This window comes from Duganella alba (genome assembly GCF_009674495.1).
Lineage (GTDB): Bacteria > Pseudomonadota > Gammaproteobacteria > Burkholderiales > Burkholderiaceae_D > Rugamonas > Rugamonas alba.
The window spans coordinates 49,282-71,585 of the sequence record NZ_WKJN01000032.1 but is presented as its reverse complement, the minus strand read 5'-3'; the positions used below and the strand labels follow the sequence as shown (position 1 = coordinate 71,585).

Genomic DNA, 22,304 nt, shown 5'->3' with positions numbered 1-22,304 from the left:
CGCGCTGGGACGCGGCTGGCGCGGCGGCAGCCTGCTGCGCCGCTACCTGGTGCTGCTGATGCTGGCGCTGACGGCGGCGGTGCTGGCGCGCGGCGTGCTGTCGCTGGCGCCGGACGGCGGCCGCTGGCTCAATCCGGTCGCGGTGCAGGCGGTTGGCCTCGGCGCCCTGTATCTCATGATGCTCGGCAACGCCTTCGGCTATTTGCTGCTGGCGCGCGAGCAGGAGCAGGGCGAGCTGGCGCGGCTGGAAGTGGTGGACGCCCTGACCGACGTGCCGAACCGGCGCGGCTTCTACACCGCGCTGACGCCGTGGATCGCGCTGGCGCGCCGTCCCGGCATGCCGACCGCGCTGATCATCCTCAACCTGGACCAGTTCAAGCGCGTCAACGACAGCTACGGCCACACGGCCGGCGACGTGGTGCTCAAAGCCATGGTCGACGTCTGCAAGAAGCAGCTGCGCGACTCCGACCAGATGGGCCGCCTGGGCGGCGCCGAATTCGCCATCCTGCTGCCGCGCACCTCGCTGGAGGACGCCAGCATGGTGGCCGAGCGCATCCGCCACGCCGTCGCCGCGCTGCCGGTCAAGGCGGAAAAGGCCATCATCAACATGACGGCCAGCCTGGGCGTGACCACCATCCGCGCCGAAGACAGCACCGTCAGCCTGTTCAAGCGCGCCGACGAGGCGCTGCAGGCGGCCAAACAGGCCGGCCGCAATCGCGTCGCGGAAGCTGAAGTCATACGGTTGTAACAAACTAAGCCTATCGTGCTTATAATAGTGTAAATCGTTTAGACAGATTCCAAATATATGTACGCAGCCGTCGACCTGGGTTCCAATAGTTTTCGCCTCCACATCGGCAAGCACGATGGGGAAGTCATCCGCGTACTGAAAAGCGTGCGTGAGCCGATCCGCCTGGCCGCAGGGCTGGACAAGGACGGCAACCTGACGCCGGCCGCCATGCAGGCGGCCCTCAACTGCCTGAAGAACTTCCGCACCGTGCTGGCGGCCTACAAGCTCGATGCGGTGCGGGTGGTCGCCACCTCCGCCATGCGCGTGGCGCGCAATGCCGCCGCCTTCCTGCCGGCGGCCGAACTGGCGATCGGCTACCCGATCGAGATCATCTCCGGCGAGGAAGAAGGGCGGCTGATCTACATGGGCGTGGCGCACGCCGTGGCGCTGCCCGGCGAACGGCGGCTGGTGATCGACATCGGCGGCGGCTCCACCGAACTGATACTCGGGCGCGGGCCGGAAATCGAGAAGGTCGAATCGTTCAGCGTCGGCACCGTCAAGCAAAGCCTGTCGTTCTTCATCGGCGGCCGGGTCGACGGCCCGTCGTTCGAAGCGGCCATTTTGTCGGCGCGCAGCCACTTCGAGGACGCCGCACCGCCGTACCACCCGCAATTCTGGAAGCAGTGCTACGGCTCCTCCGGCACCGCGCGCACCATCGCCGACATCATCCTCAAGAACGGCCTGGGACGCGAGGTCAACGCCCAGTCGCTGGAGGCGCTCAAGCAGCGCTTCATCGAATGCGGCCATGTCAGCAAGATCGACATGCCGGGCCTGAAGGCCGACCGCGCCTCGACCATCATCGGCGGCCTGGCCATCCTGATCGGCCTGGTGCGCGAACTGGACATCCCGGTGGTGGTGCCGATCGAGGCCGGCCTGCGCATGGGCGTGATGTGGGACCTGCACCTGCGTTCGACCAAGCGCGATCGCCGCGAACAGTCGGTGCAGGCCTGCGTGCAGCGCTTCCACGTCGATGAACGGCGCGCCAACCGCGTCGCGGTCGATGCCATGGCGCTGTACGCCCAGACCAAGCCGGCCGGCGACCAGTACAACCGCCTGTTGTACTGGAGCGCGCTGCTGCACGAAATGGGCATGGTGGTGTCGCACACCGGCTACCACAAGCACGCCGCCTACATCATCGAAAACGCCGATTTGCCCGGCTTTACCGCGCGCGAGCAGCGCACCATGAGCGGCATGATCGTGGCCCACAAGGGCAACCTGCGCAAGGTGGCCGAGGTGCTGGCCGAAACGGATTTCGCCAAGGCCATCGTGGCGTTCCGGCTGGCGGTGCTGTTCATGCACTCGCGTATCGACCTTGACTTCACCCAGATCAAGCTGCGCTTCAAGAGCCGCATCGAGCTGGAAATCCAGCGCGACTGGGTGGCCCAGCATCCCACGCTGTCCTATTGGCTGGAGAAGGAACAGGAGCAATGGGATGAAGTGGGTGTAGACTTCCTGATCCGGACCAGCGGCTAAACAGGAGACGCCATGCACGACAGGATTACTCGCTATTGCGCTTGCATGTTGCTAGTCCTGTCGCCGGTGGCGGCTGCGGCCCGGGATACCGTCACCCTGTGCTACGAGGCGCAGGACGTCAAGCCGTGGCGCACCGAAAAGGGTGGCGGCCTGAATTTCGCGCTGCTCAAGATGGTCGAGCAGCGGCTCGACATCCAGTTCGATTTCCAGAGCATCCCGTGGAAGCGCTGCCTGGCGCAGCTGAAGGCCAACGCGGTCGACGGCGCCTTCGCGGTCAGCTACAAGGCCGACCGGCGCGAGCTGGGCGAATATCCCGGCGGCCAGGAGGTCGACGCCACCAAGCGCATGCACACCGACACCTACGTGGTGTTGCGTCGCAAGGGCAGCCAGGTGGCGTGGGACGGCAAGCAGTTCAGCCACCTGGACGGCGCCATCGGCTTCCAGCTGGGCTACTCGGTGGGCGACGTGCTGCGCGCGCAGAACCTGGAAGTGGACGAGGGCAGCCAGCGCGCCGACGAACTGGCGCGCAAGCTGATCGCCGGCCGGCTGGCCGCCGCGGCGCTGGGCGGCAGCGACGCCGCCGGCCTGATGCGCGGTCCGCTCGGCGCGCAACTGGAGCAGCTGCCGATTCCCATCATCGAGAAACCGTATTTCCTGATCCTGTCGCACGCGCTGGTGGCGTCGAAGCCGCAGCTGGCGGCGCGCATCTGGAGCGAGGTGGAACAGGCCCGCAACAGCCCGGCCTACCGCAAGCTGGCGGAGGCGCAAGGAGTCCATCATTGACCACGTGCTAAGCGACGGCGGCGGACCGCTGACCCAACTGCGGCTGGCCTGGCGCCGCAACATCCTGCTGCGCCTCGGCTTCGGCATCTTCCTTGCGGTGGCCATTTCCACCGCCATCTACACCACCTATGTGATGCAGGCCCTGCGCAGCGAGGCCGAACAGAACCTGCACGAACGCGCCGAACGGCTGGCGGCGGTGCTGTCGCAGGCGCTGGCGCGGCCGCTGTTCGACATCAACAGCGCCGCCGTCAACAGCGTGGTCGACGCCTCGGGCGCCACGCCGGAAGTGCTGGTGCTGCGCGTGCTGGGCCCGAGCGGCGCCGAACTGGCCAGCTACGTGTCGCCGATGAAGGAACCGGTGGCGTCGATCCGCGTGCGGCGCGAGATCGCCTTCAGCGACGCCCGCCGCAGCTACCCGGTCGGCGCCATCGACCTGGCGTATTCGCGCCAGCAGATGGACACCGACCTGAACCGGCAGATCGTCAACACCGTGGCCGCCAACCTGCTGCTGGCGCTGGGCATCGTGTTCTCCATCTTCGTGGTGGGCCGGCGCGCGGCGCGGCCGTTCGCCGACATCAGGACCGGCCTGGAAAAGCTGACGCGCGGCGAGACCGACATAAAGCTGTCCGGCATCGGCCGCGAAGACCAGGTGGGGCGGCTGTCCGACGCCGTGCTGCGCTTCCGCGACACGCTGACTCGGCTGCGCGACGCCGAACGCGAGTTGCGCGACCTGAACGGCCAGCTGGAACAGCGCATCGCCGACCGCACGGCGGAACTGACGCGCAGCATCCAGCAGGCGCGCGACAGCCAGGCCAAGCTGCAAACCATCGTCGACACGGCGCTCGACGCGGTGGTGCGCATGGACCTGGACGGCCGCATCGTCGGCTGGAACCGCCAGGCCGAGGTGATCTTCGGCTGGAAGGGCGAGGAGGCGGTGGGCCTGGAACTGGACAAGACCATCATCCCGCCGCGCTTCCGCTATGAGCACAAGCGCGGCATGCAGCGCTACCTGACGGGCGTCAGCAGCGGCGTGCTCGATACCCGCATCGAAGTCTACGCGCTGCGCCGCAACGGCGAGGAATTCCCGATCGAGCTGGCGATCACCCAGGTCAGGACCGAGGAGCGCAACAGCTACGAATTCTGCGCTTTCATCCGCGACATCAGCGAACGGCGCGAGCGCGAGCAAAAACTGGTGACGGCCAATGTGATGGCCGAAGCGGCCAACATCGCCAAGTCCGAGTTCCTGGCCAATATGAGCCACGAGATCCGCACGCCGATGAGCGCCGTCATCGGCATGGCCTACCTGGCGCTGCGCACCGAGCTGACGCCCAAGCAGCACGACTACATCAGCAAGATCCACCGCGCGGCGCTGACGCTGCTGGGCATCATCAACGACATCCTGGACTTTTCCAAGATCGAGGCCGGGCGGCTGGAGGTGGAGGCGATCCCGTTCGCGCTGGAGGACGTGCTGGCCAACGTCAGCAGCGTGACGGCGCAGCGCGCCGCCGACAAGCAGCTCAACTACGTGGTGGAAGTGGGGCCGGGCGTGCCGCGCTACGTGGTGGGCGACCCGCTGCGCCTGGGCCAGGTGCTGATCAACCTGGTCAACAACGCCGTCAAGTTCACGCTGGAAGGCAGCCTGGAACTGCGCTGCGAGCTGCAAGGCACGGCCGCCGACGGCAAGGTGCTGCTGCGCTTCACCGTGCGCGACACCGGCATCGGCATGACGCCGCAGCAGAAATCGCGGCTGTTCCGCGCCTTCAGCCAGGCCAATGGCTCGACCACGCGGCAGTACGGCGGCACCGGCCTGGGGCTGTCGATTTCGCAGCAGCTGGTGCGGCTGATGGGCGGGAACATCGACGTGCAGAGCGAGGTCGATCACGGCTCGTCGTTCCATTTCGAGCTGGCGCTGGCGCTGTCCGACGCGGCGGCGCTGTCGGTGCAGTCGGCCGTGCACCAGGGGCCGTCCGGCGACGCCGCGCCGGACAGCGCGTCGCGCCGCACGGCGCGCGTGCTGCTGGCCGAGGACAGCGCCGACAACCAGGAGGTGACGCGCGCGCTGCTGGAACTGCAAGGACTGGACGTGGAGGTGGCGGCCGACGGCCGCGAGGCGGTCGACCGGCTGATGGAGGCCGGCCCGCGCGCCTACGACCTGGTGCTGATGGACCTCGGCATGCCGCTGATGGACGGCCACGAAGCCACGCGCCTGCTGCGCGCCGACGCGCGCTTCAACGAGCTGCCCATCATCGCCGTCACCTCGCACGCGGTGGCCGGCGTGCAGGCGCGCTGCCTGGAAGAGGGCATGCAGGACTACATCACCAAGCCGATCGATCCGCAGCGCCTGTACAGCGCCCTGTCACGCTGGCTGGGCATGTCGATGAAGGTGATTCCGCCGGTGGCGCCGCTGCCGGACAGCGTGCAAGGCGCGGCCGACGCGCGCAAGGCCTTGACCGAGCTGGCGGCGCTGGTGGCGGACTTCAGCGGCGAGAGCACCGACTATTTCGAGCGTGCGCGTGGGTCTTTGGCCACATTATTGTCGCCGCAGCTCATGGCGCGGCTGGATCACCACATGGAGCAATATGAATTCGAGGCCGCCGGCAAGCTGCTGGCGGACGCCATCGGAAATCTGGAGGGAGTATGAATTCGATTCATCGAGCGACGGTGCTGATTGTCGACGACACGCCGGACAACATCACCTTGTTGTCCAATCTGCTGAAGGACAAGTACAACACCAAGGTCGCCACCAGCGGGGCGACGGCCTTGCAGATCGTGGCTTCCTCCAGGGTGGACCTGATCCTGCTGGACATCATGATGCCCGACATGGACGGGATTGAAACATGCAAGCGGCTCAAGGCCGACGCCGCGAGTGCATCAATTCCAGTATTGTTCCTCACCGCGAAAAGCCTGCAGGAAGACGAAGCGATCGGCCGCAGCGCCGGTGCTGTAGACTTCCTGCGCAAGCCAGTGAATCCCGATTTGCTATTCGCGCGTGTGGCGGCGCATCTGAAATGATATATACTGTTTATATTGTTGAATAACCTGGAGTGAATATGGCGACCAAACCTGCCACCAAAACCACCGTCACCAAAACCGCTGCCGCCAAACCGGCCGTAGCAAAACCAGCACCGAAAGCCGCCGTCAAGCCGGCAGTCAAACCGGTCGCGCGCAAAGCCGTCGCCAAGCCGGCGCCAGCGAAAGCCGCCGCACCTGCCAAGGCTGTAGCGCCAAAGGCGGCCGCACCGAAGGCGGCGCCGAAAGCCGCGCCGAAAGCAGCCGTACCGAAAGCCGCTCCAAAGGCAGCACCGAAGGCGGCACCGAAGGCAGCCGCGCCAAAGGCCGCCAAGCCGGTCGCCGCGCCGGAAGCCAAGGTCAAAGCCCACAAGGAAAAGCTGGTGCGCGACAGCTTCACCATGCCGGAAGCCGAATACGCGGTGCTGGGCCAGGTGAAGAAAGCCGCCCTGAAAGCCGGTTTCGAAGTGAAGAAAAGCGAACTGCTGCGCATTGGCGTGGCGCTGATCTCGCAGATCGATCTGGCGACGCTGAAAAACGTGCTGGCCGGCCTGCCGCAGCTGAAAACCGGCCGTCCGAAGAAGGCCTGATTAAAAAACAACACGTCACGAAAATGACATTTCCTTGTCATTTTCCTGAAGTATTCGATCGTTACGCTTGCTTCGTCTTCCACACAAAAGGGATGAAGCATGCAAACCTCGATCATACAAGCGGATGTCCGAGCAACGTCCGGCAAGCTGGTACTCAGTATGGCAAGCACGCCGGAAGAACTGCGTGAAGTCCAGCGCCTGCGCTACAAGGTGTTCATTGAAAGCATGGGCCTGAGCGCCCTGCAAAGCGCCGACGGCCTGGATAGCGACGAATTCGACGAACACTGCGATCACCTGATCGTGCGCGATGCCGACAGCCTGATGGTGGTCGGCACCTACCGCCTGCTGAGCGCCTCGCGCGCCCGCAAACTGGGCCGCCTGTACTCCGAAGGCGAGTTCGATCTGGGCCGCCTGAACAACATCCGCGGCCGTGTGGTCGAAGCGGGCCGTGCCTGCATCCATCCTGATTATCGTGGCGGCAGCGTCATCATGCTGCTGTGGTCCGGTCTGGCCGAATACATGCGCCGCGAGAACGCCGAATTCCTGGTCGGCTGCGCCAGCATCTCGCTGGCCGATGGCGGCCACAACGCCGTCGCCGTCTACCAGCAACTGGCGGCCAAGCACATCGCCCCGGTCGAATACCGCGTCACGCCGCACCTGCCGTTCCCGTTCTCCAAGCTGGAAGCGGCGCAAAAGCCGCAAGTGCCGGCGCTGCTGAAAGGCTATATGCGCTCGGGCGCCTGGATCTGCGGCGAACCGGCCTGGGATCCTGATTTCGAAAGCGCCGACCTGTTCCTGCTGATGCCGCTGGCGAACCTGGACTCGCGCTACGCCCGCCACTACGGCGTCAACGGCGAACAGCTGGCCGCCTGACGCGCCTGTGCAGCCCCGTGTAAAATAAGCCGTTGTGCTTATTTCGCGGGGCAGTCATGAAGTTGGATCTGGAGTCGGACAAAACGGGTTATCAGGAGCGTCCCGTCACGCGCCACAAGGGCGCGAGCGACACGCGCACCAGCGACCGCGTTATCGAGGAAGTGCCGGTGGCGCTGGTATTCAATGGCATCTCGCATGCCGTCATGATGGTCACCCCGCGGGATCTCCAGCCGTTCGCCATGGGCTTTGCCCTGACCGAAGGCCTGGTTGCCCAGGGCTCTGATATTTTTGACATTGAAGTGCGCGAGCATGCGCGCAGCTTCGAAATCGACATCACCATCGCCAGCCAGGAATTCGTCCAGCTCAAGCAGCAGCGCCGCTCGATGGCGGGCCGCAGCGGCTGCGGCGTATGCGGCATCGAAAGCCTGGAACTGCTGGATTTGCAGCCGGAGCGCATCGACGCCGCGCCGCTGCATGCCGAGGGCGCGCTGCAAGCGGCGATCGCCAACGTGGCGGCGCAGCTGGGCGAGCACCAGGCGCTGATGCGCGCCACCGGCGGCGTGCACGCGGCGGCGTGGTGCGACGCGCAGGGCAACGTGCTGCGCGTGTGCGAAGACGTGGGCCGCCACAACGCGCTGGATAAGCTGATCGGCCATCTGGCGCTGGACGGCGTGGACATGCGGCTCGGCTTCGTCTTCATGTCCAGCCGTGCCAGTTATGAACTGGTGCGCAAGGCGGCGCGCCTGAACATCCCGATGCTGGCCACCATCTCCGCTCCCAGCACGCTGGCGATCGACATCGCCGCCGAAGCCGGCATCAAGCTGGTCAGCTTCTGCCGCCACGACAGCTGCGTCGAGTACACCTGAGATTTTTAGCGCCGCGGTTCTGCCGGCGGCGATTTCCGGTTTGTGGCGGCCCTAATCAGCCGGCGTTTCGATGATTAAGGTGTTTGACTGGCATCGCCGCCATTCCGCCCAAATTTGAGCAGCGATGCCGCGGTATTTTTCTGTCGATCCGGCGGCTTGGCTGGTGAACCATCGGCAAAACTCTTCGTGAACTATCTGCTGCACATCGGTTTCAGATTGGGCAAGCTTTAGTCGGGGAATGATGGTCCCGACCTCTGGTTCGTACTCATCCGTGTTCGTTTCAAAATTGATGCTCATCGGGTCAGTCTTGAACAGCAGGGATGAGAGCGCATCGAAGAGCTCGGGATATTCCAGTTGAACCGCTTTCCTCTTTTCCGCCTCGATATCAAGCATCGGACCTCTCCTGTCGTGCAGTTAAAAATCGCCGGCTACGGGTTCAGCCAGTCGCGCGTATTATCCAGCATGATGCGGCCCCACATCCAGTAGTCATGGCCGGAAGGGTAGGCTGCGAAGGTGGCGACGCCGCCGCGCTGGACGATGTCCTCCGCCACGCGACGCGCGTTGTCGCGGAACGACGGTTCCAGATCGCCGGCCGACACGTAAAACCGCGACAGCGGCCGCGCCGCGCCGTGCTGGGCCGGCGGCACGCCCGGCGACATGACAAAGGCCGTGCCGAACATGCCGGGATTGCGCAAGGCCATCGACGCCGCCCACACGCCGCCATTCGACGCCCCCCCCCACCGCGCGCAGCCGCCGCTCGGGCGGCGCGCCATATTTGGCCTCGATGGCCGGGATCACCGTGTCGAGCAGGAAGCGTTCATGCGCCACGAACTCCGGTGTCAGCTGGTCTTTCACTTTCGTATTACTGAGATAGTATTGTCGCTGATCCAGACTTCGTCGGCTTCGCCCACCCAGGAAATGACCATCCGGTCGCCGCTGATCCGTGCCGCCGGCCCTGCCGCCGGCAGCTGCGAACGGTCGGACGCTTCACCTTCGATCAAGCAGGCGGACCGATCTTCGAGCCCGGTGCAGGCAGCGATCTTTTTAGAAGCAGCCCAGGTGGGCGTGGTCATGGTGGAAAGCAGCAGCAGTGCGGCGACAACTTTTTGCATGGAAATCCTCGATGTTATTCAGTCTAGTATTCAGAATAACATCTTGCCCGTCTATCAATCATCACGAATTTCCACTTGGGGATTGAGCGATGCCGCCACCCCAAAAGTTGGGGTCTGACCCCATGCGGGGTCAGACCCCTGTTCGCCGCAGTGCGGGTTTTGCGATTCCCGCGACGTCAGCAGAAAAACAGACCCTGAACCCGCTTTTGACTTTGGGGTGTGGTCACCAACGCTCCGGCAGCACGGAAATCGGCGGCAAGGCCGGGCGGTGGAACATAGCGTATTGGCGTCATCTGCGAGGCCGGCCCCAGTTTGGCAAAAATCAGGTTGTAGGTGCACATGTCGACGAGGAATCGATCTGGCGTGCGGGCAGCGCGGCGGGATGTGGGTTCAGCCAGTCGCGCGTGTTGTCCAGCAGGATGCGGCCCCACATCCAGTAGTCGTGGCCGGAAGGGTAAGTGGCGAAGGTGGCGACGCCGCCGCGCTGGACGATGTCCTGCGCCACGCAGCGCGCGTTCCGGCGGAACGACGGTTCCAGATCGCCGGCCGACACGTAAAACCGCGACAACGGCCGCGCCGCGCCGTGCTGGGCCGGCGGCACGCCCGGCGACATGACAAAGGCCGTGCCGAATACGCCAGGATTGCGCAAGGCCATCGATGCCGCCCACACGCCGCCATTCGACGCCCCACCCACCGCGCGCAGCCGCCGCTCGGGCGGTGCGCCATATTTGGCCTCGATGGCCGGAATCACCGTGTCGAGCAGGAAGCGCTCATGCGCCACGAACTCCGGCTCCAACTGGCCCTTCACTTCCGTATCGCCCAGATAGGTCACCATCCGCAGATCGGAAGTCATCTGCCCTTTAGGGCCATACTCGATGCCCACCACGATCAGCGGCGGGATCTCGCCACGGCGGATCGGCTCCGTCAGCCAGGCGCCAGGGCTGGTCCAGCCGCCGTCCGCCAGGTACAGAATGGGCAGGCGCGTCCCGGGCCGATAGCCGGGTGGCAGCCAGACATGCACTTCCGGCTGTTGCGGGCTGAAGACCATGGTCTCTTCCTTGATATCGCCATTGCTCAGGATCGCAAACGCCTCCGGTCCAACCAGTTCGGTCATCTTGGGCGTCATCTCGCTGTCGCCATTCTTCTCGACCACGAAGCGCAGTTGAACCCGCGCCTGCTGCGCCTTGGGATAGCGGACCATGTACTGAAACAGGCCCGGCGCCACGCGCGGCATCGACTCGGCCAACTGCATATTGCCGGCCATGTGAACTTCATCGGCTTCGCCCACCCAGGAAATGACCAGCCGGTCGCCGCTGATCCACGCTGCCGGCCCCGCCGCCGGCAATTGCGAGCGGTCGGGCGCTTCACCTTCGATCAGACAGGCGGACCGATCGTCGGGGCCGGTGCAGGCAGCGATCTTTTTAGAAGCAGCCCAGGTGGGCGTGGTCATGGTGGAAAGCAGCAGCAGTGCGGCGACAACTTTGTGCATGGAAATCCTCGATATTATTCAGTCTATTATTCAGAATAACATCTTGCCCGTCTATCAATCATCACGAATTTCCACTTGGGGATTGAGCGATGCCGCCACCCCAAAAGTTGGGGTCTGACCCCATGCGGGGTCAGACCCCTGTTCGCCGCAGTGCGGGTTTTGCGATTCCCGCGACGTCAGCAGAAAAACAGACCCTGAACCCGCTTTTGACTTTGGGGTGTCATGCATCCAGCGGATAGCCAACGCTGGCGCATTCGGCATGAAACCTTGCTCTGAACAGCTGCGCGTCGAAGCCGCCGAGTTTTTTCTGTTTGGCGAGCAGTACGCTGGTTCCTTCATAAATCAGTCCCAGGACGTAGGGAATCGCCTGGTCCTCGCTCATCGTGGCCAGCAGCGCGAAGTCCGGCCGCACGCTGAAATTGCCGACGTTGAATCTGTCCGGAATGGCCGGCAGGCCGAAACGTGAGCGGCCCGATACCCGTTTCTGAAAACGGAAGGGATGGCGCGGCGTGCCGTCCGCCTTGGCAGTGCACTCCACCAGGTCAATGCTGATCCACAGGTGTTCCATATCGCCGCCATATTCGCCTTTGAGCCGGCCTTCAAGCGCACCAAACGGCGCGCGCAGCGCTTGCGATAATGCGATCGTCGATGAATCGACAATGCTGGCGTGAAGGCCGATTTCCAGATCGCTCATGACCGCTCCAGCAGTACCGGAATCGACTTGGAGGTCGGCGTGCCGGCGCCGTCGGCGGTGCTGTGCAGCGGCACCAGGCCGTTGGTCTCGGGGAAGTAGGCGCCCAGGCAGCCGCGCGGGATGTCGTATTCCACCAGCAGGAAGCGCTCGGCGCGGCGCGTGACGTCGTCGTCCCACACGCTGACCAGGTCCACATGCTCGCCATTTCTGAAACCCAGCAGCGCCAGGTCGTCCTTGTTGATGAAGACCACGCGGCGCAGGCCGAACACGCCGCGATAGCGGTCGTCCAGGCCATAGATGGTGGTGTTGTACTGATCGTGCGAGCGCGCCGTCATCAGCACCATCAGGCGTTCGCCGTGCCTGGCGCGGGCGCGGTGGATCGGCGTGTCGGTATCGACCGCATGCGGCACGAACTGCGCGCGGCCGCTAGCCGTGCGCCATTCGCGCTCGCGCGAGGCCACGCGCAAATGGAAGCCGCCGTGGTGCGCCACGCGCGCGTTGAAGTCGTGGAAGTCGTCGAACACTTGTTCTATCAGCTCGCGGATGGCGGCGTAGTCGGCGCCGAGGCCGAGCCAGTCGACCTTGCCGCTGCCCAGCGTGGCGTGCGCCAGCCGCGCGACGATCGCGGTTTCCGACAGCAGGTTGTCCGAGGCCGGCTTGTTGATGCCGTAGGAGATGTGCACCATGCTCATCGAATCCTCCACCGTCACGCCCTGCGCCACGCCGTTCTGCAAATCGATTTCGGTGCGGCCCAGCGTCGGCAGGATCAGCGCCTGCTTGCCCGTCACCAGATGGCTGCGATTCAGCTTGGTGGCCACGTGCACCGTCAACTCGCACTGGCGCAACGCCTCGAAGGTGAGGGGCGTGTCCGGCGTGGCCATGGCAAAATTCCCACCCATGCCGAAGAAGACCTTGACGCGGCCGTCCAGCATGGCCTGGATGCTGTCGACGGTATCGAGGCCGTGTTCGCGCGGCGGCTCGAAGTTGAACACCTTCCGCAGGCGGTCGAGGAAGGCCTTGGCCGGCTTTTCCTCGATGCCCATGGTGCGGTCGCCCTGCACGTTGGAGTGGCCGCGCACCGGGCACAGGCCGGCGCCGAGGCGGCCGATCTGCCCGCGCATCATCATCAGGTTGGACAGCATCTGGATGGTCTTGAGCGCGTTCTTGTGCTGCGTCAGGCCCATGCCCCAGGTGCTGATGACGTTCTTGCCGCGGATGTAGATGCCGGTCAGCTGGTCGATCTGGATGCGCGGCACGCCCGATTCGGCCAGCAGCAGCTCCCAACTTTCGGCGCGCAGATCCTGCTCGAAGGCTTCGAAGCCGGTGGTGTGGCGGGCGATGAATTCGCGGTCCAGCACACCCGGCGCGCCGGTGGCCAGCGCTTCATCGTCGCGCTCCACCAGCCGCTTGGCGACGGCCTTGATCAGCGCGAAGTCGCCGGACAGCTTGGGCTGCACGAACATGGTGCTGATGGTGGTGGTCGATCCGGTCAGCATCTCCAGCGGGTGCGCCGGACTGGTAAAACGTTCCAGCCCGCGTTCGCGCAGCGGATTGATGGAGACGATGGTGGCGCCGCGCCGCGCGCAGTCGCGCAGTTCGTTCATCATGCGCGGGTGGTTGGTGGCCGGGTTCTGGCCGAAGATCAGCAATGTGTCGGCATGCTCGAAATCCTCCAGCGTGACCGTGCCCTTGCCGATGCCGACGGTGCCCGGCAGGCCCCGGCTGGTCGGCTCGTGGCACATGTTGGAGCAGTCCGGGAAGTTGTTGGTGCCGTACATGCGCACGAACAGCTGGAACAGGAAGGCCGCCTCGTTGCCGGTGCGGCCGGAGGTGTAGAAGGTGGCCTGGTTAGCATCGGGCAGGGCGTTCAGGTGGCGCGCCATCAGCGCGAAGGCGTCGTCCCATGCGATGATCTGGTACTTGTCGCTGGCGGGGTCGTAGAGCATCGGGTCGGTCAGGCGGCCGTGCTGTTCCAGTTCATAATCGGATTGCTCGAGCAGTTCGGCGACGCTGTGGGCGGCGAAGAATGCCGGCCGCACGCGCTTGCTGGTGGCCTCGGCCGCCACCGCCTTGACGCCGTTCTCGCAGAACTCGAAGGTGGACGCGTGTTCGCGGTCCGGCCAGGCGCAGCCGGGACAGTCGAAACCGTCCGGCTGGTTCTGCTTGAGCAGGGTCTTGTAATTGCCGCCGGCGACCCGTTCGCGCACCAGGTTGATCGCCACCTGTTTCAACGAACCCCAGCCGGCGGCGGGATAGGTGTACGGTGCAATGTGGCCTTCGGGCTTTTTGTTCATGTTGCAATCCGGTAATATTTGATACGAGTATATTGTATTTTAGCCAAAGAGCGTAACACCATGGATGACGAAGTGATGACAGTGTTGGCCGGCGTGCTCGAAGCGCTGTGGCGCATCAATGCCGAGTGGCCCGACAAGCCGTGCACGCTCGCCAAGCTGAGCAAGCAGGCGCAGCGGCCGATGAGCGCCTTGCGCCGCCAGCTGACCATGCTGGAGGAGGCCGGCCTGGTGACGCTGGCGCTGGACGAGGGCGGCGTCACCGGCACCGTACAGTTCACCGCTGGCGGGCGCCAGATGGCGGCGGAAATCTTCGCTTGAAAATTTTCCTTGCATCCTGCCCGAAGCAGGTTTAAAGTGATTGTACCGTTTGGTACAACTTAACTTGAAGGTGCTCACCATGACTCGTCCGCCACTCCCTCCGTTCACCCTGGAAACCGCCGCCCAGAAAGTCCGCGCCGCCGAAGACGGCTGGAACACGCGCAATGCCGAAAAGGTCGCGCTGGCCTATACCGAAGACTGCTTCTGGCGCAACCGCGGCGAATTCGTCACCGGCCGCGCCGAGATCATCGGCCTGCTCAAGCGCAAATGGACGCGCGAGCTGGACTACCGTTTGATCAAGGAATTGTGGGCGCATGACGGCAACCGCATTGCAGTCCGCTTCGCCTACGAATACCATGACGACTCCGGCCAGTGGTATCGCGCCTATGGCAACGAGAACTGGGAATTCGCGGAAGACGGCTTGATGCAGCGCCGCCTGGCCAGCATCAACGAGCATCCGATCGCCGCCGCCGACCGCAAGTTCCACTGGGATAGCAACGCGCCGCGCCCGGCCGATCATCCGGGCCTGAGCGATTTCGGTTTTTAAAAAGGCAGACATGGCAAGAGTGATGGGAGAGCGCAGCGAGGTGGTGCCGCTGCTGGCCGAGGTGTTCCGCGCCTACGGCTTCGAGGGCGCCAGCCTGGCGCGCATTACCGAGGGCACCGGGCTGGGCAAGGGCAGCATCTACAACTTCTTCCCCGGCGGGAAGGAGGAGATGGCCGAAGCGGTACTTGGCGAAATCGATGGCTGGTTCCGCGACCAGGTGTTCCAGCCGCTGCGCGCAGTCGGCGCCGATGAAGCCGAACAGGGCGTCGAGCGCATGTTCACCGCCGTCGGCCGCTACTTCCTGTCCGGCCGCAAGGTGTGCCTGGTGGGCGTGTTCGCGCTCGGCCACGAGCGCGACCGCTTTGCCGTCAAGGTGCAGGCCTACTTTGCCGAGTGGGTGCAGGCGCTGGCCGCCGCCCTGGAACGCGGCGGGCGCGACGCCGCCAGCGCGCTGGCGCTGTCCGAGGATGTGGTCGGCGGCATCCAGGGCGCGCTGGTGCTGGCGCGCGCGGCCGACGAGCCGGAGCTGTTCATGCGCGCGCTGGAACGCATGCAGCAGCGCCTGAAGGAGACGCGGCACTGAACTTGGCGCTGCGCGCGCAGTCCAATTCATTTCGACTGCGCGCCATGACTCTGCCACTGAAAACCGTGATCGCCCCTGCATTAGCCCCCGAAATCCTGCTGCGGCAGATTTATCTGAACGTCCGGGATTTCGCCATCTTTACGATTGATACCAACAGCCTGGTCACCAGCTGGAACCTGGGGGCCGAGCTGATCTTCGGCTATCCGCCGGAAGAGATCATCGGCCAGAGCATGGTGCGCCTGTTTACCGACGCCGACCAGGTCGACGCCGAGCATCTGCTGGAAATGCAGACGGCGGACCGCTGGGACCGCGCCGGCGACTACCGCTGGCATATGCGTAAGGACAGCTCGCTGTTCTGGGCGGACGGCGTGCTGACCCCGATCCGCGACGATGGCGGGCAGTCGATCGGCTACCTGAAAATCCTGCGCGACATCACCGAGCGCAAGCTGGCGCAGGACGAGATCCGCCGCCTGGCCACCATCGACGTGCTGACCGGCCTGGCCAACCGCGCCGCCTTCGACACGCGCCGCTCGGAGATGGTGTCGCTGGCCGAACGCACCGGCCAGCTGCTGCTGTTGCTGATGATCGACCTCGACCAGTTCAAGGAAGTCAACGACATGCTGGGCCACCAGGCCGGCGACCTGCTGCTGCGGCTGACCGCGCAGCGCATCCGCGCCGCCAGCCGCGAGAGCGACTTCATCGCCCGCCTGGGCGGCGACGAGTTCGCGCTGCTGCAACTGGACGCGCCGTCGCCGGCCGACGGCGGCATGCTGGCCGAGAAGCTGCTGGCCGAGCTGACGATGCCGTTCATGCTGGGCGAGCGCGAGGTCCGCATCAGCGCCAGCATCGGCATCGCCGTCTGCCCGGTGGACGCCGACTCGCCCGACGGCCTGCTGAACAAGGCCGACCTGGCGCTGTACCACGCCAAGAACGCCGGCCGCAACTGCTACCACTACTACACCGAAGCGCTGGACATGATCGCCCACCGCAAGAACGCCCACCACGCCGAGTTGAAGCGGCTGATGCGGCACAAGCATTTCTCGCTGGCCTACCAGCCCATCGTCGACCACGACGGCAACGCGGTGGCGGTGGAAGCCTTGCTGCGCCTGCCCGGCGAACTGGGACGCCAGCCGATCGAATACACCATCAGCCTGGCGCGCGAGACGGGGCAGCTGGCGGAGCTGGGCAAGTGGATCGTGCGCGAAGTATGCGCGCAGATGCGGCGCTGGCTGGATGGGGGACTGCTTGGCTTGCGCGTCTGCGTCAACTCCTGCGCGCACGAACTGCAAGACCCCGGCTACCTGGCGCAGTTGCAGGCCGCGCTGGCCGACCACGGGCTGACCTCGGACATGATGGAAATCGAAATCACCGAACGCGACGCGATCGAGTTGGAACGCAGCGGCAGCAATGTCATCGACCAGCTGCGCCAGGCCGGCTACCGGCTGGCGCTGGACGACTTCGGCACCGGCTATTCCTCCTTGAGTTATCTGCGCACCCTGCGCGTCACCACCATCAAGCTGGACAAGAGTTTCCTGCATGGCGTGCCGGGCAACGCCGACGCCAACGCCGTGGTGCGCACGGTGGTGCAGCTGGCGCAGGACTTGCGCCTGAACGTCATCGCCGAAGGCGTCGAGAGCCAGGACCAGGCGGCCTTCCTGGATAACGCCGGCTGCGCCGCCTTCCAGGGCTTCCTCTATTCGAAGCCGCTGTCGGCCGATGACGCCACCCGCTGGCTGCAAACGCACCTGGTCCCGTAGGCTTACACCAGGCCGATGTCGCGTCCTTGCGTGCCGAAGATCTTCTCCACCTGGCCGGTATTCAGGCCGTACATGCGCGACAGCAGGCCGCCGAACATGGCGCGGTATTCGTTCAGCACCGGATAGTCGCGGTTCTGGAACAGCGTCGGCTGCTCCAGCCGCACCTGTTCGCCGTGCACCTTGCCGCCCTGGACCGAGCCGCCCATCACCCAGTACACGCTGCCGTGGCCATGGTCGGTGCCGCGGTTGCCGTTCTCGCGGAAGGTGCGGCCGAATTCACTGACCACGATCACCACCGTGTCCTTCCAGTCCGGACCCATCTCCTGGGCGAAGCCGGACAGGCCGCGTCCCAGTTCCTCCAGCCGGTTGGCCAGGTAGCCGGTGGCGCCGCCCTGGCCGACGTGGGTGTCCCAGCCGCCGATGTCGACGAAGCCGATGTTGTATTTGTCCTTCATCAGCTTGGCGATGCGGCGCGCTTCCAGCTCGAAACCCTTGGCGCTGACGGCGTTGCGGTTGGCGGCCACCATCTCGCCGGTGACTTCCTTCATCACGTCCTCGCGCACCACGAAGCCGTCGCGCACCTGCTGCGACAGCGCGGTGTGGTCGTACATGGCGGCGATCATCCTGGCCTGGCGCGGATCGACCGCCGGCTTGGAGACGTTGCGCAGCGCGGTGTTGGGCACCTGCAGGCCGCCCTGCATGATCAGCGGCAGCTGGTCGGTGAAGGAAATGGCGCTGGCGCGGTCGCCGTTCAGCGTCGACGCCAGGCGGTTCAGGAAGCCGGAGCGGTAGTCGCGCGAGCGGTCCAGCGCCTGTCCCAGCTCGATGCTGTCCTGCGTTTCAAAGTGGCTGCGCGACAGGTCCTCGGTGCCGGCGAACGGCACGAAAGCCACCTGGCCGGCGGTGAACAGCGGGTAGATGGTCTCGCCGAGAATCGGGTGCAAGCCCCAGTCGGCATTGATCGGCAGCGCGGCGGTTTTGGGGATGGCGATGTTCGGCCGCACCTGGTAGTAGTACTGGCTGGAGACGGGCACCAGCAGGCTGGTGGCGTCGTAGCCGCCGCGCATGAAGACGAACAGCAGGCGGGTCTTGCTGGCCGGCGCGGCCCATAGCTGGCCGGCCATCGAGGCGGCCGGCAGGGCGGCCAGTGTTTTGAGCAGGGTGCGGCGTTTCATCGGGCTTCTCCTAGCGATGCATCAGTTCCGGCGATGAGAGCAGGAGCGTGTTCCACTCCTGCGGCGAGGCGGCTTGCTCGAGCGCCTGCTGCGTGGCGGGCGCCAGCGATTTTTGCAGCGACTTGTAATACAGCGCGTTGGCCAGTTGCGGGAAGGCCGGTTTCTCCAGCGGCTGCGCGCCTTCGCTCTTGAACAGGCCCGCATTGCCGCTGCCGATGGCCTTGGCGATTTCAAAGCGCGTGGTCATCTGGCCCGGACTGGCCCAGCCGGATTGCGTCAGCGGGTAGCCGTCCGGCGTCACGCGGCCGTACAGCGGTTCGGCCATGCGGTACAGCCAGTTCATCATCGGGCCGGTGTTGAGGATCACCTTGTCGTCGTAGGTCAGGCGCACGGCCGCCACCACGTAGTGCACCGGGTCCTTGAACTTGGCGCCCAGCGACTGCGTGAATTCCGGCGCATCGAACATCACGCGCAGCACGGCGGCGATATCGCCGTTGGTGGCCTGGAAGCGCGCCGCCATGCGCTCCACCAGTTGCGGCGGCGGTTCGTCGGCGACGAAGTAGATCGCCAGCTTGCGGCTGACGTAGCGCGCCGTGGCCGGGCTGCGGCTCAAGCGGTCCAGCGCTTCATCCACTTCGGCCAGGCCGCGTCCCTTGAGGGTCTGGCCGAGGAAGGTCTTGTCGCCGTAGTCGTGGCGGTTGGGATTGAATTCGAACAGGCCCTTGCGCACGTACTGGCTTTGCTTGTCGCGGCGCACGTCGGGCGTTTTCTCGGTCATGTTGACGCCCACGCCGGTGAGGATGCGCGCCAGTTGCTGCACGTCGGCCTGGCTGTAGCCGCCGTCCACGCCCAGCGTGTGCAGTTCCATGATCTCGCGCGCGTAGTTTTCGTTGATGCGGTTGGCGGCGTTCTGTTCGTTGTCGAGGTAGCGGATCATGGCCGGATGGTGCAGCGTGGCCGACAGCAGGTCGCGGAACTTGCCCAGCGCGTGCGGACGGATCGCCTGTTCCTCGTAATCGCTGACCAGCACGCGCAGGTTGGCCTTGCCCTGGTGGACGTTGAAGTGGTTCATCCAGAACCACGTCATCTGCTCCTGCAGCTGGTTGGGCGAGTACAGGTCGCGCAGCAGCGAGCGGGCGGCGGCTTCCTTGGCCAGCCGGCCCAGTTCCTGCTGGTAGGCCAGTTGCGCGGCCTTCTTGGCCTCGTCGTCGACCATGGCCTTGTCGTAGTCGCGGCGCTGCTGTTCCAGTTCCTGCACCAGCTGCGGCAGCGGCTTTTTCGAAATCGTCATGGCGTCGATCTGCGCCTGCACGGCGGCCGGCAGCACGGCCGGCCCGGGATGCAGTTGCTGATCGAGCCAGGCGCTGTAGCCGACCTTGGCCGCCTGCTGGTAGGTGGAGTCGTTGACGCCCCAGGTGACGCGGTTGAGCGCGCGGCTCAGGGCCACAGGATCGACGGGCGCCTGCGGCGCGGTGGCGGTGGTCGCGCAGCCTGCCAACAGCAGCAGGACGGCGAGCGGTCTGGTGATGGTCGGAATATGCATAGGCTGAAGCATATGCCATTTTTCCGCTTGTGCCACGTGACGGATGTGTAAGCTGCAACGAAATGTTACAAGAATTCGACTTGTTTAATTTATCATGCCTGTTTCACTCTCTATGGGTAAACCATGCGTCTAATTCTTTCCGCGCTGCTGGCGCTGGCTGTCTCGCCGCTGGCGCAGGCCGCCACCACTTTGCATGTCAGTTCGGCGATGCAGGACCGCACCCGGCAGATGGATGTCACGCTGGCGGACACTTACCTGGCGATCGATACGGAGCAGGGCCGCATGCTGTACGACTTCCAGTCGCGCCGCCGTTACGCGGTCAACACGCCGGCCAAGCAGTATGTGGAATATTCGCTGTTCGACACGGTGGGCTTTCGTGTGGTGGAAATGTCCAACCGCGACCAGTTGCGCAGCGCGCTGGACGCGGCCAAGGTCAATACGCCGGTAATGGGCAAGGCCGACCACGAAAACCAGCTGTCGGTGCTGAGCGGCGCGCCGGAGGCGATGGAAGAAAAAGAAGAGGGTGGGCAGCGCGTGTTCTATATCGACGGCGTCAAGCTGGCCGCGTGGAGTGCCAGCGGCGCCAAGGTGCCGGCGACAGACGCCGCGCAATTCGCGCGCTTCCTGCGCTACGCGCAAGCCGGCCACCCGCAGGTGCTGGACAATCTGGCCAAGGGCGGCATGATTCCCGACCATCTGACCTTCTTCGTCAGCGGCGGCCGCGATATGAATCTGACCATGACCCAGGTGCGCAGCGCACAGCCGCCAGCCTACGATCTGAAGTCCTACCAGCGCGAGATCAGCAAGAGCGGCGTCGACGCCCTGTTCGACCGCATCGCCGCGCTGACGCAGCAGCAGCTGGCGGCCCTGCGCGCCGAGCATCCATGCGACACCTCCACCGATTTCAGCGAGCCGGCCATTCTTGACACCATGCTGGGCCAAATGGAGTGCGCGCTGTCCACCGGCGCGCCGCTGTCGCTGACGGATGAGCAGAAACAGGCGGTGGCGGCGTCGCCAACCCTGGCGCTGATGTTCGCCGCCATCAATCCGGCCAAGGCCAATGAAATGGAGGGCTCGGTGAAAACCCTGGCGGCGCTGCGTCCCAAGGCGCCGCGCAAGGCTTATATGCTCAAGCTGTTCGAGGCCAACAACCGCGTGCGCCTTGATCGCAAGCAGGGCAAGGAAAGCGCCGCTCTGCTGGTTGAGGTGTTGCAGGCAAATCCGGTGTTGGCTGGAGCCTACAAGGATCTGGGCGATATGCTGCTGATGCAGTACGATAGCGCACGCGCCTGGCGCAGCTGGGACGCGGGCCGCCGCGTGGCGCCGGCGTTGCCGAACTTTGATCCGGTCAACAAGTTCGAGGCGTCGCTGCTGGCGCAGCATCCGGAATTTTTCTGACGAGACCATCATGCCCACCACCGATCCGCGCGTCGACGCCTACATCGCCAAGTCCGCCGACTTCGCGCAGCCCATCCTGGAACATCTGCGCGCGGTGGTGCACGAGACCTGTCCGGAAGTGGAGGAGACCATGAAGTGGAGCTTCCCGCACTTCATGTACAAGGGCATGATGTGCAGCATGGCGTCCTTCAAGGCGCACTGCGCCTTCAACCTGTGGAAGGCCGAGCTGCTGATGGCCGATGAAGTCAAGCGCGAGGCCATGGGCCACTTCGGCCGCATCACCTCGGTCAAGGACCTGCCTTCCAAAAAGATACTGGCCTCGTACATCAAGCAGGCCATGAAGCTCAATGACGACGGCGTGTCCGCACCGGCGCGCGCCAAGCCGGCGACGCCGCGCGCGCTGCAAATTCCGGACGATCTGCTGGCCGCGCTGGACGCGGTGCCGGGCGCGCGGGCGCACTTCGACAGCTTCAGTCCCAGCAAGCAGCGCGACTACGCCGAATGGCTGACCGAAGCGAAAACCGAGACCACGCGCGCGCGCAGGCGTGAACAGGCAGTCGAATGGATCGCAGAGGGCAAGGCGAGGAATTGGAAATACGAGAAATGCTAATCAGGTAAAGCGGCGTTCAGCGGGGTTTGGGCTGATCGCAAAAGCGCTTGGGGGCGCCGGTTACCGCATGCCGGCGCCAGGCATGGCAAGAACAAATGTTCAATGCATCGACGCGGTAGACAGATCTTTCAGCTCGCGAATGCTGATATCGGATTTTTCGTGCATACGCAGCAGGATCGTGGCGCCAACCGCTAACTTCCGGTGCCGGATCTTGCTGATGATGGGAGGCTGAACTTCCAGCACCCTGCACAACTCAGCATCGTTTTTCAAGTTCATCTTTTCGATCAAAGTATCCAGAAGCTTGTTCGGGACAAAACTGGAAGGTTCCAGCGCCCGAGCGCGATTCATGGCTTCAATCAATTCCAACTTCTTTTGACGTACATTCATGGTTTGCTCCTCCTTT

Annotated in this window: 23 protein-coding genes; 15 read left to right on the top strand and 8 right to left on the bottom strand. The window is 64.7% G+C overall.

The window, feature by feature from the left end; genetic code table 11:
* The 8 genes from GJ695_RS24355 to fdhD all read left to right on the top strand — a co-directional run.
* Window positions 1-748 (top strand): GGDEF domain-containing protein (locus tag GJ695_RS24355; protein ID WP_154369393.1); only part of this gene is annotated, 748 nt, incomplete at its 5' end.
* 57 nt (window positions 749-805) lie between these two features.
* The gene (locus tag GJ695_RS24350) at window positions 806-2,260 is read left to right on the top strand and encodes a Ppx/GppA phosphatase family protein (RefSeq protein WP_154369391.1); all 1,455 of its coding nucleotides are present in this window, start codon (window positions 806-808) and stop codon (window positions 2,258-2,260) included.
* A 45-nt stretch (window positions 2,261-2,305) separates the two neighbouring features.
* Window positions 2,306-3,043 (top strand): transporter substrate-binding domain-containing protein, encoded by a 738-nt coding sequence (locus GJ695_RS24345; protein WP_229260625.1) that lies wholly within the window; start codon window positions 2,306-2,308, stop codon window positions 3,041-3,043.
* Window positions 3,044-3,047: 4 nt separating this feature from the next.
* Window positions 3,048-5,684, top strand: coding sequence for a hybrid sensor histidine kinase/response regulator (locus tag GJ695_RS24340; RefSeq protein WP_371866597.1), 2,637 nt, complete (start codon window positions 3,048-3,050; stop codon window positions 5,682-5,684).
* Window positions 5,681-6,055, top strand: coding sequence for a response regulator (locus GJ695_RS24335; RefSeq protein ID WP_154369387.1), 375 nt, complete (start codon window positions 5,681-5,683; stop codon window positions 6,053-6,055). The genes GJ695_RS24340 and GJ695_RS24335 overlap by 4 nt, the downstream gene beginning before the upstream one ends.
* A 38-nt stretch (window positions 6,056-6,093) precedes the next feature.
* Window positions 6,094-6,642 carry a hypothetical protein gene (locus GJ695_RS24330; protein ID WP_154369385.1) on the top strand — a complete coding sequence of 183 codons (549 nt, stop codon included), beginning with the start codon at window positions 6,094-6,096 and terminating at the stop codon, window positions 6,640-6,642.
* Window positions 6,643-6,741: 99 nt separating this feature from the next.
* The gene (locus GJ695_RS24325) at window positions 6,742-7,515 is read left to right on the top strand and encodes a GNAT family N-acetyltransferase (RefSeq protein ID WP_154369383.1); all 774 of its coding nucleotides are present in this window, start codon (window positions 6,742-6,744) and stop codon (window positions 7,513-7,515) included.
* 56 nt (window positions 7,516-7,571) lie between these two features.
* Window positions 7,572-8,381, top strand: a complete 810-nt coding sequence (fdhD, locus tag GJ695_RS24320; RefSeq protein WP_154369381.1) for a formate dehydrogenase accessory sulfurtransferase FdhD — start codon at window positions 7,572-7,574, stop codon at window positions 8,379-8,381.
* A 51-nt stretch (window positions 8,382-8,432) separates the two neighbouring features.
* Here the strand turns inward: fdhD and GJ695_RS24315 are convergent, their stop codons facing one another.
* Window positions 8,433-8,774, bottom strand: coding sequence for a hypothetical protein (locus GJ695_RS24315; RefSeq protein WP_154369379.1), 342 nt, complete (start codon window positions 8,772-8,774; stop codon window positions 8,433-8,435).
* 35 nt (window positions 8,775-8,809) lie between these two features.
* Window positions 8,810-9,154, bottom strand: coding sequence for an alpha/beta hydrolase (locus GJ695_RS24310; protein ID WP_154369377.1), 345 nt, complete (start codon window positions 9,152-9,154; stop codon window positions 8,810-8,812).
* 46 nt (window positions 9,155-9,200) lie between these two features.
* Here GJ695_RS24310 and GJ695_RS24305 point away from each other — a divergent pair, with 46 nt between their 5' ends.
* Window positions 9,201-9,611, top strand: a complete 411-nt coding sequence (locus GJ695_RS24305; protein WP_154369375.1) for a hypothetical protein — start codon at window positions 9,201-9,203, stop codon at window positions 9,609-9,611.
* A 204-nt stretch (window positions 9,612-9,815) separates the two neighbouring features.
* Here GJ695_RS24305 and GJ695_RS24300 read toward each other — a convergent pair whose 3' ends face one another.
* The 3 genes from GJ695_RS24300 to GJ695_RS24290 form a co-directional block, all read right to left on the bottom strand.
* A complete protein-coding gene (locus GJ695_RS24300) occupies window positions 9,816-10,982 on the bottom strand; it encodes an alpha/beta hydrolase (protein WP_154369373.1) in 1,167 nt (388 codons plus the stop codon).
* Window positions 10,983-11,202: 220 nt separating this feature from the next.
* Entirely contained in the window at window positions 11,203-11,676 is a 474-nt protein-coding gene (locus GJ695_RS24295; protein ID WP_154369371.1) for a hypothetical protein, read from the bottom strand.
* Window positions 11,673-13,970 carry an FdhF/YdeP family oxidoreductase gene (locus GJ695_RS24290; RefSeq protein WP_154369369.1) on the bottom strand — a complete coding sequence of 766 codons (2,298 nt, stop codon included), beginning with the start codon at window positions 13,968-13,970 and terminating at the stop codon, window positions 11,673-11,675. Before GJ695_RS24290 ends, GJ695_RS24295 begins: the two co-directional genes overlap by 4 nt.
* A gap of 75 nt (window positions 13,971-14,045) precedes the next feature.
* Between GJ695_RS24290 and GJ695_RS24285 the strand changes: the two genes are divergently transcribed.
* The 4 genes from GJ695_RS24285 to GJ695_RS24270 all read left to right on the top strand — a co-directional run bounded on the left by GJ695_RS24285 (window position 14,046) and on the right by GJ695_RS24270 (window position 17,175).
* A complete protein-coding gene (locus GJ695_RS24285) occupies window positions 14,046-14,288 on the top strand; it encodes a helix-turn-helix domain-containing protein (protein WP_229260629.1) in 243 nt (80 codons plus the stop codon).
* Window positions 14,289-14,367: 79 nt separating this feature from the next.
* Window positions 14,368-14,835 (top strand): nuclear transport factor 2 family protein, encoded by a 468-nt coding sequence (locus GJ695_RS24280; protein ID WP_154369365.1) that lies wholly within the window; start codon window positions 14,368-14,370, stop codon window positions 14,833-14,835.
* Between the two features lie 10 nt (window positions 14,836-14,845).
* Window positions 14,846-15,418, top strand: a complete 573-nt coding sequence (locus GJ695_RS24275; protein ID WP_154369363.1) for a TetR/AcrR family transcriptional regulator — start codon at window positions 14,846-14,848, stop codon at window positions 15,416-15,418.
* A gap of 44 nt (window positions 15,419-15,462) precedes the next feature.
* On the top strand, window positions 15,463-17,175 hold the full coding sequence (locus GJ695_RS24270) for a putative bifunctional diguanylate cyclase/phosphodiesterase (protein ID WP_154369361.1): 1,713 nt from the start codon (window positions 15,463-15,465) through the stop codon (window positions 17,173-17,175).
* A 2-nt stretch (window positions 17,176-17,177) separates the two neighbouring features.
* On the opposite strand, the gene GJ695_RS24265 is transcribed toward GJ695_RS24270, so the two are convergent.
* On the bottom strand, window positions 17,178-18,350 hold the full coding sequence (locus tag GJ695_RS24265) for a DUF1501 domain-containing protein (RefSeq protein ID WP_154369359.1): 1,173 nt from the start codon (window positions 18,348-18,350) through the stop codon (window positions 17,178-17,180).
* A gap of 10 nt (window positions 18,351-18,360) precedes the next feature.
* Window positions 18,361-19,905, bottom strand: a complete 1,545-nt coding sequence (locus GJ695_RS24260) for a DUF1800 domain-containing protein (protein ID WP_154369357.1) — start codon at window positions 19,903-19,905, stop codon at window positions 18,361-18,363.
* Window positions 19,906-20,016: 111 nt separating this feature from the next.
* Here GJ695_RS24260 and GJ695_RS24255 point away from each other — a divergent pair, with 111 nt between their 5' ends.
* Together GJ695_RS24255 and GJ695_RS24250 are read left to right on the top strand one after the other, a co-directional pair.
* On the top strand, window positions 20,017-21,291 hold the full coding sequence (locus GJ695_RS24255; protein ID WP_154369355.1) for a hypothetical protein: 1,275 nt from the start codon (window positions 20,017-20,019) through the stop codon (window positions 21,289-21,291).
* A 10-nt stretch (window positions 21,292-21,301) separates the two neighbouring features.
* Window positions 21,302-21,901: a YdeI/OmpD-associated family protein gene (locus GJ695_RS24250; RefSeq protein WP_154369353.1), complete on the top strand. Its 600-nt coding sequence runs from the start codon at window positions 21,302-21,304 to the stop codon at window positions 21,899-21,901.
* Between the two features lie 99 nt (window positions 21,902-22,000).
* Here the strand turns inward: GJ695_RS24250 and GJ695_RS24245 are convergent, their stop codons facing one another.
* On the bottom strand, window positions 22,001-22,288 hold the full coding sequence (locus GJ695_RS24245) for a hypothetical protein (protein WP_008447145.1): 288 nt from the start codon (window positions 22,286-22,288) through the stop codon (window positions 22,001-22,003).
* Window positions 22,289-22,304 lie beyond the last annotated feature (16 nt).